Consider the following 12,971-nt stretch of genomic DNA (forward strand, 5'->3'; position numbering starts at 1 on the left):
TCCGATTTTGTGATCCGGGGGGCCGTGAGGCACCGGGTCATGCGCGAGACCCAGCAGCTCACGCGCGAGCGGCTCACAAAAACTGTTAAAACGAAATAATTGGACCGCCGAAATAGCGGCGTGATCGTTATCCCGAGTCCTTAAAGCCATCAAACATTCCCACCTTCCATCCCACCTAAACATCATGTTCCAAGCAAAGACTTCCTTGGTTCTCGTCACCGTCGTGCTACTCGGCGTAGCGTCCGTGGCGGCAGCCGAAACCGAACACTCGCGTCCCAACGTTTTGATGATCGCGATTGACGATTTGAACGATTGGGTCGAACCACTCGGAGGTCACCCCGACGTCAAAACGCCGGCGATGGCAAAACTGGCTAGCCGAGCAGTCACGTTCACCAACGCCCACTGCCAAGCACCACTGTGCAACCCCAGCCGGACATCGATCATGACCGGACTGCGCCCCACATCCACCGGCGTCTATGGACTAGCACCTTGGTTTCGCACGCTTCCCGAGTTCAAACCGCGAACCACCTTGCCGCAACATTTTCAAAACCATGGTTACCAAACATTAATCGGAGGCAAGATATTTCATGGCACCTATGGTCGAAATGAAAAACAACCGATGGAATGTGACGTTTGGGGGCCCGCCTCGTCCGTTGGCGTTAAACCAAAACAAAAACTAATCCCTCCTACTCCTAACGGTAACCATCCGTTGATGGACTGGGGAACCTTCCCTCATCGCGACGAGGACAAGGGCGACTGGGAGGTGGCATCGTGGGCAGTGGACCAGATCGAATCGATGCAGGACGAGAAGCCCTTCTTCTTGTCCGTCGGTTTCTTTCTGCCCCATGTCCCCTGTTATGCGACACAAAAATGGTTCGACCTGTACCCCGAAGACTCGTTGACGATGCCTCCGATGCCGACCGGCGATCGCAGCGATACTCCCCAATCGTCTTGGTACATCCACTGGAATTTACCCGAACCCCGTACCGACTGGCTCGAGGCGAACGATCAAGTGCGTCCGCTGGTTCGCGCTTATCTGGCTTCGATCAGTTTTGTTGACAGCCAAGTGGGACGTGTTCTCGATGCGTTGGAAAAGTCCCCCTACGCGGACAACACCATCGTGGTGCTATGGAGCGACCATGGTTACCACTTGGGTGAAAAGGCGATCTCAGGAAAAAATTCGTTGTGGGCAAGATCGACGCGTGTACCGCTACTGTTCGCGGGCCCCGGGATTGCCGGGGGCGTCAAGTGTAATCAGCCTGCCGAATTGTTAGACCTGTATCCGACACTCGCTTCGTTGGCGGGACTGCCGGCACCCGCAGGTGTGGAAGGGCTCAGCCTGAAACCCCAATTGATCGACCCCACCACGACGCGGGAACGCCCGGCAATCTGTACTCACAACAAGGGCAACCATAGTGTTTGTGACACACGATGGCGTTATATCCGTTACCTCGACGGCAGCGAAGAACTTTACGATCGCGATGTCGATCCTAACGAATTCGCTAATCTGATTGCCCCCGGCAAAGATCGGACGCAATACGCCGAGGTGATCGATCGGCTGAGCGGATGGTTGCCCAAGCAGCAGCGAGGGCTCGCCAAAGGCAGTGCCCACCGTATCCTGGAACAGCGAGCCGACGGCATCTATTGGGAGAACAAGAAGATCGATCCCTCGCAGGCTCCTCATTGAAACTGGCACGGTTGCTATCAGAACGATAACGAAAGTCGATCGTGACTTTCGTCTTATGCTATCACCGCTGCCCCATCGTGAAACTCCGTCGTCCGTGCTGTCGCGTGTCAAACTCTAACGGTTATGCCGGATGTGCTTGTCGGTTTGGCTCCTTGCCCTACCGGAATCCCACTTTCACAGGCACCTGATGTAACGGTTATCCGATTTAATCCTCGAAGTCTCATCGTAGCGAATCCACTGATCGCCACGAAAAAGAGTGCCAGCGCCTTCCTCGCTAGCACACTTCGACACTAAGACGGTTTTATCGATATGCACGTGACACACTCTTCTTTACGGCTCAGCCCCAATCGCTATCGATCCGCCTCGACAAAAGTCGCGGTGCTGGTGTTGGGCAGCGTTTTATCCGCACTGGTGATTGCCGATGTGTCGCTGACAAGCCGACAAGTCGCTCCGCAATTGCCCGCAGAGGTGCACACGCAACATCGAGCCCCGGTTGTGCCTGCAATCCCGGGCACGGCATTGCATTCAGATACGTCGGTTGAGAACACGCCCACTGCGGTTCCGTGTTGCCCAGCGACCCACAATCCACCCGCCAACGATCCAGTCGCCTCGTTTGCGGAGTCCGAAACGAAATCGGTATCAAAAATCGCCACAGACTCGCTGCATCGTCCAGCCGCATCGGCCTTGGATCACAACACAAACGCCGACGACACAGTATCGATTGATAACGTGGAATCGATGCCGAGCGATTCTGCCCCGGTCACTCGCAAGCATGCATCATTCGTCTTCAACCGACGAACGACCGCAGCGGATGAACCCGTCGACGTTACCGAACGAGCTGTTCCTAGCAAATTTGCGACTCATCTTTTGGGCAACCGGAACGTGACGCAGGTATCCAATTCGGAACCGCCACTGTTGCCGATTCCAGTGAGCCGCCGCGTGAAGTCGCCGGCAACGCTGCCTTACACCACGTCGATGGAATCGCAGCTGCGGTGCCGACAATTGCTCGATCAAGCGTCGCACGAATATCGAGTCAAAGCATGGCTGTCGGCCGAGACATCGACCTGGGCCGCACTGACGCATGCTGTCGAAGGGATCCAGATCGCGACACGCGAATCAGACCCTCAGGCGGACGATGTTCATGATCCACTGCTCGATCTTCAGCGCGCCCGCACCGCATTGACCGAGGTGCGTGATTTTGCGGAACAATCGACTTCGTCGAACCAGATTGACATGGAAACCATCGTCCGATCGCACCGCACGAAAGTGCTTCGCCACGTCGATTTGTACGGCATGACCTCGACCCAAGCGATCGAAGCCTACTTGGACGATGCACGTCAAACGCTTGCGAAATTGGCGAGCGAAAGCGTGCAAGCAGCCGAAGCGATGGATTTGTTGGCTGCCATCTATCTCACCCGTGACGACAAGCGAACATTGCCCGGCAGCACGTCGTTATGCCTGCGTCGTGCCGCCCTGCAAGGCCAACCGCAGAATGCGACGCTAGCCTCAAACTTGGGAATGCAATTGGCACGCGTGGGAATGCTGACCGAGGCTAAACGCGTGCTTGAGCATTCCGTCGCTCTGCAAAACGACCCGGCAACTCAATCGGCTCTCGCCACCGTCCTGCAACAACTCGGTCAATTCGAGCAAGCGGCGAAGGTTCAAGTCGAATTGCAAGCGGCAAATTACCCGACCACCGAGTATCCAAACGGAATCCGGATCCCCGAAGTCATCCAGCTCACTCCCGCTGAATTCGCAGCCGTCTCGAGTCCTGTGATGCAGCCGGCCGCCGCTTCACCGCGAGCCGCATCTCAAGCCCCGGCAATCGCCGTATCAACAAAACAAAATCTCGTTACCAACATGCCAACCGGGCCCGGTCATCCCAACACGATCTATACCGACGCGTCGGCCAGCGGTGCACCGATCGTCCCTAACATGAGTGACGTCGAGAACATTTCAGAGCCAACTCCATCGGCACTGCGTCGCACTTGGAACTCGGTACGTAACTTGTGGTAATCGCCAGTATGAAAATCAAGACAACACCCCATTACCGATCATCCATGTCACGCATTCACATGACACCCGCTGCTACGCGAACTATTTGCATGTTGGAAACCAAACGACATCGAAACCACCAGATTTGTATGATCTATGGATTCGTTGCAATGACGGTGTTGGTGTTTTCGGCGACACTGCATGCTCAACAACTCGACTCGACCGTTTCTCCGGCGAATGTGAATTCACCGCGCGAGCAAAATCTCTTGTCCAGCGAAGTATCGCCTCTACAAAGCGATTGTGGATGTAGGAATGTTCCCGGCGGATATCCCTGTCGTGGTGAATGCCGCAAATGCATGATCGGTGTCGACTGTCGCGATGGATGTGGCGAAGAACAGCGTTGGAAAGATTCACGTCGCTTGAATTTCGACGCCTACGGTCCTGGTGAATACGCCGGCCCTTCGCGGCTTTCGCATCTCGGCGAATATCGGCTGCGTCCTGGTGATGAACTGCAAGCCTTCTACCTGATTACTCGCTCGCAATCATCGGGGCTGTACCGGCTAACGCCAGGCGACTCCATCTTGATCGAATCTCTCGCCGATGTGGAATTGAATCGTGGCACGCTCGAAAACGGATTGGTTATCCAACCCGATGGCACCATCACAGTTCGACTGCTTGGGCAAATTCGCGCCGCCGGCATGACGATCGATCAGCTTCGCGAATTGCTGAATGATCAGTACATGAAGTACTATCCCAAACCCGCGATCGACGTGACACCCGTTCGCACCAATACGCTCGCCGAAGACATTCGCAACGCAGTCGGCGGCCAGAGCGGATTCAGCCAGCAATCGGTCACCGTGACCGTCATGCCCGACGGAAAAATCCGCTTACCCGGGATTGGCGAAGTTTGTGTGCAAGGTTTTTCAATGAACGAATTGAAAAAGGAAATCAACCTTCGCTACCGTGAAATCGTCGTCGGGCTAGACGTCGAACCGGTCCTCGCATCGCAAGCGCCACACTTTGTTCATGTGATGGGCCAAGTGGGCGCCCCGAACCGAATCCAGCTCGATGGGCCAACGACCGTGCTGGGGGCGATTGCCGCTGCGGGTGGTCATTTGCCCAGTGGTAATTTGCGACAAGTCGTGATCTTTCGGCGTGCCGAAGATTGGCGGATGATTTCAACAATGCTGGACTTGCAAGGGGCGATTTACGGCAAACGCCCGACCCCGGCCGACGAAATCTGGGTCCGCGACGGCGATGTGATCATCATTCCCGCCCGACCGATCGTCCGCTTTGACAATTGGGTACAGCAAATCTTTACCGACGGCATCTACGGTTTAGTGCCTCCGGGCACCCAGTTCAACGCAAACTAGACCCGCGAAACTATTGAAGCGGTTTTTGGTATACAATTGCCCGATACAAAGACGATGGCACTCATCGTCTGATCGAACCTCGCAATCGTAAACAAGAGCCAACGATGAAAGTCTGCTTGCGTCCCGCCGTCCGTTTCTATCTCACGTCCGCATTTGCTGTCGGCCTGTTCTGCAGTGCCGCCGGTGTCCATGCCCAAGACACACCTGCACCTGCCACCGAAGCCCCAGCGGCGGATTCCCCTGCCGCCGAAGAAGAGGCAGAAGCGGAAGTCGAAAAGGACTCGCATACGGTGGCAGTGGAAGCACTGTTGGACAGTATGAACATGAAAGAGACGACGCAGCAGACGGTGGACCAGATGTTGCAGATGCAGATTCAACAGCAACCGCAGATGGCGGCGTTTCAAGATGTGATGAAAGCGTTTCTGCACAAACATCTTTCGTTCGAATCGCTCAAACCCGACTTGATCAAGCTTTACAAATCGGAATTCACCGAATCGGAAATCAAGGCACTGACCGATTTCTACAACACGCCTGTGGGCAAGAAAGCGATCGAGAAGTTACCGACGCTATCGGCCGCAGGAGCACAAATCGGCATGCAGCGCGTGCAAGCGAATATGGGCGAATTGCAAACCGCGATCCTCAAACGCCAAAGCGAGTTGCAACCTAAATAGGGCCGTTAGCCGACACATCGCACGACTTTCCAATCCGTTGGCAATCCTTCAACCGAAAACAAAATCGAAGGTTGTAGGAAGCGACGTGTGATTTTTGACAGACGAATGGCGGGACAGACGAATGAATTCAGAGCGACGACTCGGCTGTCCTTCGTTCGGCTGTCAAAATTGCTTTGCATCCGTTCCGGTCGTTAGAAAGCAACTGGCTTCCACTTCTTAATTTCAATCACCTGCGGTCGCCTCCCGCACTCGCGGGTCGCGTTCCCAACGGATCGAGAGTTGCTAGTCCGTAAGACCGCACCCGCTGCGTTTCTCCTGCGAATATAGACCGGCGATACGGGGCCGGCGTGCCCTGCTAGTCGAACGACGCTTCGGAACAATTCAGAGAACCGAGTTGCGATGCTGCGGATGGCTCTTTCGTGGTCGAATCATTTCCGGGTTACGGACGATTGATTGTCCGCGATGTTCGGCGATTCAATCGACTGCTAGCCGAGTGATTTGACCGCTTCGATCACTTTGGCGTCATGGCCGTCGACTTTGACGCGTTTCCAAACTTTGGCGACTTTACCTTCGGCGTCAATCAAATAGGTCGACCGCTGGATCCCCATCGACTTTTTGCCGTACATGTTTTTCTCTCGCCATGCACCATACTTTTCGGAAATTGCGTGGTTCGCATCCACCAATAGCGGAAAGGGCAACGAATACTTCTCGCGAAATTGAGTATGACTCTCGGCGTCATCCGGGCTGACGCCATACAACGCGACCCCCAACTTTTCCAACTCGCTGTATTGGTCACGAAAATTACACGCCTCCTTCGTACAACCGGGCGTGTCATCACGAGGATAGAAATAAAGCACAACCGGTTTACCCTTTAGATCGGCCAATTTCACCTTGTTGCCAGCGTCGTCTTTGAGTGTGAATGCAGGGGCTTTGGTTCCAGGTTCAATCCAATCAGCCATCTTCGATTTGCTCCGTTTGCAGGTCGTCGTTTTCAATACACCGCACACCATAATCGGTTTCGCCATAGGTTCCCAGCGTCCTAAGAAACGTGCAACAAAATCGGTGTCCGGCTTCGAGTCTCGTAAAGGGCTGGTGGGAAGTGCCCCCACGCAACACACCGTGTCACTTCGGATATGATTGTGGGGATAGCCTGAAGTGATTCGCTGGAATTTTGGTTTAGCTCCATCCCGTTTGTAACACGGCTGGCGATGAAATCTTTGCTTGATTGGCATTCCCGCTACGTCGCCGCTCTTCGGCCCCCCCTTTACCCGCCCACCCGAAATTTGGTAACCCACATGACGCCTGGATTGAGTGACGAGCAACTTGCTCGCTACGACCGCGATGGTTTTCACCTCGCTAAACAGCTGTTCGCTCGTGACGAGATCGAATTGCTTCGTCGTTCGGCAAAGGAAGACAAACAGCTTGACGATCATTCCTTTGGCCGCGGTGATGGTGAAGGAGGCACGGTACGGTTGTCGCTTTGGAACCATCCCGGACAAGGAATTTATGGTGCGTTCGCGAGATGCGAACGGTTGGTTCATGCCGCCGAGCAAATCCTGCGAGACGAACCGTATCACTATCATTCAAAAATGATCATGAAAGATGCTCGCGTGGGCGGAGCGTGGGCATGGCATCAAGATTATGGCTACTGGTACGGTAATGGGGTGCTAACGCCAAACTTGGTCAGCTGCTTTATCGCCGTCGACCCATCGAATCGCGAGAACGGTTGCCTGCAAGTCATTCGCGGATCGCATCAATGCGGCCGAATTCATCACAAGTTGACGGGTGAACAAGCCGGGGCGGACTTGGAACGTGTCAGCGAAATTGCTAAACGATTCGAACATCTGCATGTCGAAATGGACCCCGGCGATGTGTTGTTCTTTCACTCGAACCTCTTGCACCGCAGTGACCAAAACGCCAGCGACCATCCGCGTTGGTCGATGATCTGTTGCTATAACGCCAAGAGCAACGATCCGTACAAAGAATCGCATCACCCGCGTTACACGCCGCTGGACCGATTGCCCGACTCGGCAATCAAGCAAATCGGAGCCCAGCGATTCCGCGGCGATCAAACCGAGATGGCGTGGTTGGATCCGAAACGCGAAGCGTCTGCTCGTCGATTAGAGGAAGACGAATAGGAAGGACTGTCGTTGATCGCTCCGCAATCATTACGTTTCGATCGCGGAGCGATCCACGAAATTAAAAAAACATTGCTCAAAAAAAAAACGATGCCTACCCCGGACGACCTCAATTATTTGCCGACGATGCCGACACGCCGTGATGTTCCCATTGGCTGTATCGGCAGCGGTTTCATCATGGCCGATTGCCATTTAGTCGCCTATCGCCAAGCAGGCTTCCACCCGGTTGCGATCAGTTCGCGGCGTCTCGATCGCGCACAACAAGTCGCCGATCAACATCAGATCGAATCGGCTTACGACTGCTATCAGCGGATGCTCGAGGACACGCGGATCGAAGTGGTCGATATCGCGGTCCCGCCCGACGTGCAATTGGACATCGTACGAGACGTCGTTCGTCATCCACATATCCGTGGCATCCTTGCGCAAAAACCGCTTGCAGGCAATTATGCCGATTCGCAGCGGATTGTGCAGTTGTGTGCCGACGCGGGTATCACCCTGTGTGTGAACCAGAACATGCGTTACGACCAATCCGTTCGTGCCTGTAAATCTGTGATAGATCGTGGGATGATGGGCGAACCGGTGCTCGCGACGATCGAGATGCGAGCGATTCCTCACTGGATGCCGTGGCAGTCGCGTCAGGGCTGGATGACGTGCCGGATCATGTCGATTCATCATCTGGACACGATGCGATATTGGTTTGGCGAACCCGAGCGAGTTTTCGCCAGTTTCCGAACCGACCCACGGACCGAATTCCCGCACCAGGACGGCATCGGACTGTACATTCTGGAATACGCCAGCGGACTTCGATGCATGATTTGCGACGATGTCTGGGCGGGACCCTCTCGCGAAGGCGCCGCCGAAGACATTGGAATCCGTTGGCGAGTCGAAGGCACCGAGGGAATGGCGCGAGGCACGATTGGATGGCCACGTTACCCCGAGCGTGCACCGAGCACGATCGATTACACCACGACTAAATCGAATCAATGGCACCGTCCGCGATGGAACGAGGTCTGGTTTCCAGACGCGTTTGCCGGTCCAATGGCAGAGTTGCTCGTTGCGTTGGAGTCGGGATGCGAACCAGCCATGAACGGAGTCGACAATTTGCGAACCATGGCATTGGTCGACGTGTGTTATCAATCCGCCGCCGAACATCGTGCGATTTCGTTGTTGACGACATGATAAAATCAAGACAGGGCGTCGCCCGACGCGGTCGCTCACTTTCGTCCCATTGACTCCACACGGTTTGATCATTTCTAACGCGTCCATCAATCCGTACGAACCTCCACGCAGCGATCCGGCGGTCGAAAATCCGTTGGCGATCGGGGACGCACTGCTGACTTTCGAGCGGCTCGAGTTTCAGACCGAGTTAACTCGCAGGGACATTCGCGACGGCATTGCCCGAACCAACATTCGCACCGATTTGGTCAGCATGCGGACGTTGGCGTCGATTGTCATCTTTTTTTGCTTCTACATCGGCTTTCTCAGCCTGGTTGCGTCTCCCAATTCCACGGTCGCGTTGCTGTTATCGATCCCGATCGTCATTACCGCGGCGTTATTGGTGGTCCGTTATCGTGCTCTGTGCCGCGCGGTAAACCTGAATGCACATCGCTGTGGCCCAATCCACGGCTACATTGATCACGACATGATGATGATCGTGCACGCAGACCAAACACGTTGGATGAAAATGGAACACTTGGTCAGCGTCGGCCGCAGTCGCAACACCTTGACGCTTTGCTTTGACGCAACGCAGATGCAATTTGACGTCCTGCCGCTGCGTGCGTTTGCCGATCGCAACCGTGCCGTGATGCTAGCCCAACGATTAAGCGAACTGCGGCCTCCCTGTCCGATCCAAGTCATCGACCCGCGACGGCAAGTGCTGGCGGACGACGTTGCTGTTTGCAGCCCGGCTGAGGACGCGGCTTTTTTTGCGGGTGGAATCTATGCTGACGACATCCAAGACACCGTGCTGGGGCGAAAATGGCGTCGCGGTCTGCTGCGATTCACGTTGCTGTTTGGCTTGTTCGCCGTCACCCTGATTGTGGCTTGGTTTTACTTTGCGGGGTTCACTTGGTTTGGGATCGTCGTCGGATTGGTCTTGCTGTTCGTGCTCAGTAAACCGGCTCGCTCGGTAATCAAGGCCCGCCGGGCGACGCTCAGCAACGCCGAACCGTTGCTGATGTCGTCAGGGTGGTTCGATGCTGCGGGGCAGTTCAGTATGGCGACGACCGGGCAATCCAAGGCGAATTGGTCGCTGTTCGAAGCCACGGAGGTCACCGGAAACATGATTCTGCTAAAAATAAAAGGTTCCGACATGTACCATCTGGTCTCGCGAGGCCAATGCCGTGATGAAGCGGCGTGGGAAGCAGCCTGCGAATTTGTCAGGAAATTCGGCCCCCCTGCGAGTCCATAATGACGCAACCTGCCGTTCGGCTATAAAAACCACCCGTTTGAGTGGCAAAGCAGATGGTATCGTGCTAGCTCGTCGGCTCACAATCGCACTGAAAGCAGCGAAAGCACCGAACAATCGCAGCGAAGACCGCGGCAAACCTAGGGCTGACGCGCGACGACCTAACCCAGTACCATACAAGAGTCATGATTCGGGTCCGCATGGGAAGTGTCATCGAATGAACCAAATTGCATTGAGATTGCTGATTTCGCTAGTTTTGTCATGGTCGTGGGCCGTTTCCTCGCCAGGCCAAACCGACCCGGCAATCGATCCAACCGCGGAAAAACCTGCCTCCCCTCCTGAAACGACGCCCCCCGAAACAACGACCCCCGACACCACAACCACGCGATCTCCCGACTCGAAACCGCTCTCCTACTGGGTTGAGCAACTTAGCAACGACCAATTTCACCGCCGAAAACTAGCCACCCAAAAGTTGATCGATGCGGGGCCCGACTCGGTCACGCTGTTGGTCGATGCGATGAAGTTCGGCGATCTGGAAACGGTCGACCGGGCCGTTCATGCCCTCAGTGCGATCGCGCTGAAACAGGCTCCGAACGAAGAGGATGGGGCGCTCGGTGAATTGCGAACGTTAAGTGTCCACGCCGCTGGAAGCCAAGCGTCATTGGCGAAAGCGGCTGTCGAAGAAATCCACGAAGTCCGAGCCACACAGGCGCAAGAAGCGCTCGGCCGCGCCGGGGTCATCATTGGTGTCGATCAATTCCTGGTCCGCGCCATCAGCACGCCGCAAATGGTCGTGCAAATCGACGAGAATTGGTCCGGGGATATCGAATCACTGAAGTGGCTGCGATGGGTGCGAGCGATCGAGTTTGCTCGCGTCAAAGGCCCCGCAGTGCGAAGCGATGTGCTTGAACAACTTGTCACCATGCCCGACTTGAACACCATCGCGGTGGTCGAAGGCCAAGTCGATGCAAAAACGCTGCGTCCCTTGCAAAAAATGAAACATGTCAGTTCGATGGAGTTTCGCTACGTGCCGCTGACTGCGGAACTTGGTGATGAAATCGCAAAAATCCCGATGCGAATCTCGCTGAATCTGATGGGCACGGGGATCAGCAAAGAAAAGGTCGAAGAGATGCGTCAGCAGCTTCCCGGATTGACCATCGATCATCGCCAGGGAGGCTTTCTTGGCGTCAGCTGTATCAACGGATTTGACGTTTGCCGAATCAACGAAGTCATCCCGGGGTCGGCTGCCGAGACATCAGGATTACAACGCGGTGACGAAATCGTCCAGATCGACAAAACGGAAATTGGAAAGTTCGAGGACCTTCAGAATGCAATCAATCAAAAGGTTCCAGGCGACGAAGTGGAAGTGAAATTCCGTCGCGGCGATGCCCTCGAATCGGTGAAGTTAAAGCTTGGGAAGTTAAATCAGCGGTGAAGTCCAAACCAAAGTCAAAGTCAAGGTCAAGGTCAAAAGCAAAGTCAGACACGAAGACAAAGTCCAAGTCAAAACCGCAACGCGTTCAACCCGAACCGCCACCGCATGACCCGATCTGGGAACAATCGGCGTGGCGAAGTCGGACACGGCAGCGATTGCTCGATTGGTTTGCCTCGAACCACCGTGTGCTGCCTTGGCGATCGGACCCTCAGCCGTATCACGTCTGGGTCAGCGAGATCATGTTGCAACAGACTCAGGTTGCGACGGTCATTCCTTACTATGAACGCTTTCTAAAACAGTTTCCCACGGTTGCAGCACTCGCGGGCGCTGATGAATCGACATTACTTTCCCACTGGGAAGGACTCGGATATTACCGCCGCGCGCGGTCGATGCACGCGGCTGCAAAGCAGATTTGCGAACGACACGACGCGGTCTTTCCCACGACGTTTGACGACGTGATCAATCTGCCTGGTATCGGTCGCTACACCGCAGGCGCGATCTTGTCGATTTCTCAAGGCCAAGCGTTTCCGGTGCTTGAGGGAAATACGCAGCGTGTCTACAGCCGCTGGGTCGCGATGCAGGGTGTCCTTTCAGAGAAGCCGACACTCGATCTACTCTGGCAACTTGCCGAAGCGATGTTGCCCAAACAAAACGGATCTGCCGGCGACGCCGCGACAGGCCGCGGGCCAGGCATCTTTAATCAAGCCGCAATGGAACTCGGTGCACTCATTTGCACGCCGCGATCCCCCAAGTGCGATCAGTGTCCGGTGCGAGCAAGTTGTTGCGCACAGAAACTTGGCATGCAAGAAACGATTCCCGGCAAAGTCAAGAAAATCGACTACGAAGATCGCACCGAGTTTGCCTTTGTGATCGCAAACCGAGACCAATCTCAATTTCTTGTTCGACCGATTCCCGAGGGCGAGCGTTGGGCGGGGCTCTGGGATTTCCCTCGATTAACCACGGGCGAAATTGAGAATGAATCGGTGGCAGCCACACAGTTACATGACACGTTGGCGACGCCGATCTCGGTGGGCGATCCGTTGATGTCGATGAAGCATGCTGTGACGAAGTACCGAATCCGGTTAAACGTTTTTCGAGCCAACGTTGCTAACGGATCGGCGCGCCGATGGAAACCGCCCGCCCCCTGGAAGTTCGCAACGCTTGCGGAGCTCGACGAACTTCCGATGAGCGTGACAGGCCGCAAAATCGCCAAGGAATTGAGCAAGAGTCGCTGATCGCTCCGCGACGCCGATTGTTACTGAAGG

Annotated in this window: 10 protein-coding genes; 9 read left to right on the forward strand and 1 reads right to left on the reverse strand. The window is 55.2% G+C overall.

Annotated elements, in window-relative coordinates; translation table 11 throughout:
* Window positions 1-184: 184 nt before the first annotated feature.
* The 4 genes from ABD971_RS20045 to ABD971_RS20060 all read left to right on the forward strand — a co-directional run bounded on the left by ABD971_RS20045 (window position 185) and on the right by ABD971_RS20060 (window position 5,726).
* Window positions 185-1,687, forward strand: a complete 1,503-nt coding sequence (locus tag ABD971_RS20045; RefSeq protein ID WP_345324985.1) for a sulfatase — start codon at window positions 185-187, stop codon at window positions 1,685-1,687.
* A gap of 315 nt (window positions 1,688-2,002) precedes the next feature.
* The gene (locus tag ABD971_RS20050) at window positions 2,003-3,703 is read left to right on the forward strand and encodes a tetratricopeptide repeat protein (RefSeq protein ID WP_345324987.1); all 1,701 of its coding nucleotides are present in this window, start codon (window positions 2,003-2,005) and stop codon (window positions 3,701-3,703) included.
* Between the two features lie 44 nt (window positions 3,704-3,747).
* On the forward strand, window positions 3,748-5,055 hold the full coding sequence (locus tag ABD971_RS20055) for a polysaccharide biosynthesis/export family protein (RefSeq protein ID WP_339942065.1): 1,308 nt from the start codon (window positions 3,748-3,750) through the stop codon (window positions 5,053-5,055).
* A 104-nt stretch (window positions 5,056-5,159) separates the two neighbouring features.
* Complete coding sequence (locus ABD971_RS20060) at window positions 5,160-5,726, forward strand: DUF2059 domain-containing protein (RefSeq protein ID WP_345324989.1); 567 nt, start codon at window positions 5,160-5,162, stop codon at window positions 5,724-5,726.
* Between the two features lie 485 nt (window positions 5,727-6,211).
* Here the strand turns inward: ABD971_RS20060 and bcp are convergent, their stop codons facing one another.
* On the reverse strand, window positions 6,212-6,685 hold the full coding sequence (bcp, locus tag ABD971_RS20065) for a thioredoxin-dependent thiol peroxidase (RefSeq protein ID WP_339942063.1): 474 nt from the start codon (window positions 6,683-6,685) through the stop codon (window positions 6,212-6,214).
* 336 nt (window positions 6,686-7,021) lie between these two features.
* On the opposite strand from bcp, the gene ABD971_RS20070 reads away from it, so the two are divergent.
* The 5 genes from ABD971_RS20070 to mutY all read left to right on the forward strand — a co-directional run bounded on the left by ABD971_RS20070 (window position 7,022) and on the right by mutY (window position 12,941).
* Window positions 7,022-7,864, forward strand: coding sequence for a phytanoyl-CoA dioxygenase family protein (locus ABD971_RS20070; RefSeq protein WP_345324991.1), 843 nt, complete (start codon window positions 7,022-7,024; stop codon window positions 7,862-7,864).
* A 90-nt stretch (window positions 7,865-7,954) separates the two neighbouring features.
* On the forward strand, window positions 7,955-9,043 hold the full coding sequence (locus ABD971_RS20075; RefSeq protein ID WP_345324993.1) for a Gfo/Idh/MocA family protein: 1,089 nt from the start codon (window positions 7,955-7,957) through the stop codon (window positions 9,041-9,043).
* 64 nt (window positions 9,044-9,107) lie between these two features.
* Entirely contained in the window at window positions 9,108-10,274 is a 1,167-nt protein-coding gene (locus tag ABD971_RS20080) for a hypothetical protein (protein WP_345324995.1), read from the forward strand.
* 214 nt (window positions 10,275-10,488) lie between these two features.
* The gene (locus ABD971_RS20085) at window positions 10,489-11,706 is read left to right on the forward strand and encodes a PDZ domain-containing protein (RefSeq protein ID WP_345324997.1); all 1,218 of its coding nucleotides are present in this window, start codon (window positions 10,489-10,491) and stop codon (window positions 11,704-11,706) included.
* The gene (mutY, locus tag ABD971_RS20090) at window positions 11,703-12,941 is read left to right on the forward strand and encodes an A/G-specific adenine glycosylase (protein WP_345324999.1); all 1,239 of its coding nucleotides are present in this window, start codon (window positions 11,703-11,705) and stop codon (window positions 12,939-12,941) included. Before ABD971_RS20085 ends, mutY begins: the two co-directional genes overlap by 4 nt.
* Window positions 12,942-12,971 lie beyond the last annotated feature (30 nt).

The sequence above is a fragment of the Novipirellula rosea genome, from assembly GCF_039541335.1.
Classification (GTDB): Bacteria; Planctomycetota; Planctomycetia; order Pirellulales; family Pirellulaceae; genus Novipirellula; species Novipirellula rosea.

Bases quoted from the DNA above. Each gene is read 5' to 3' on its own strand.
- bcp (WP_339942063.1), bottom strand. From the start codon at position 6,685: ATGGCTGATTGGATTGAACCTGGAACCAAAGCCCCTGCATTCACACTC.
- ABD971_RS20070 (WP_345324991.1), top strand. From the start codon at position 7,022: ATGACGCCTGGATTGAGTGACGAGCAACTTGCTCGCTACGACCGCGAT.
- ABD971_RS20075 (WP_345324993.1), top strand. From the start codon at position 7,955: ATGCCTACCCCGGACGACCTCAATTATTTGCCGACGATGCCGACACGC.
- ABD971_RS20055 (WP_339942065.1), top strand. From the start codon at position 3,748: ATGTCACGCATTCACATGACACCCGCTGCTACGCGAACTATTTGCATG.
- ABD971_RS20045 (WP_345324985.1), top strand. From the start codon at position 185: ATGTTCCAAGCAAAGACTTCCTTGGTTCTCGTCACCGTCGTGCTACTC.
- ABD971_RS20060 (WP_345324989.1), top strand. From the start codon at position 5,160: ATGAAAGTCTGCTTGCGTCCCGCCGTCCGTTTCTATCTCACGTCCGCA.
- ABD971_RS20085 (WP_345324997.1), top strand. From the start codon at position 10,489: ATGAACCAAATTGCATTGAGATTGCTGATTTCGCTAGTTTTGTCATGG.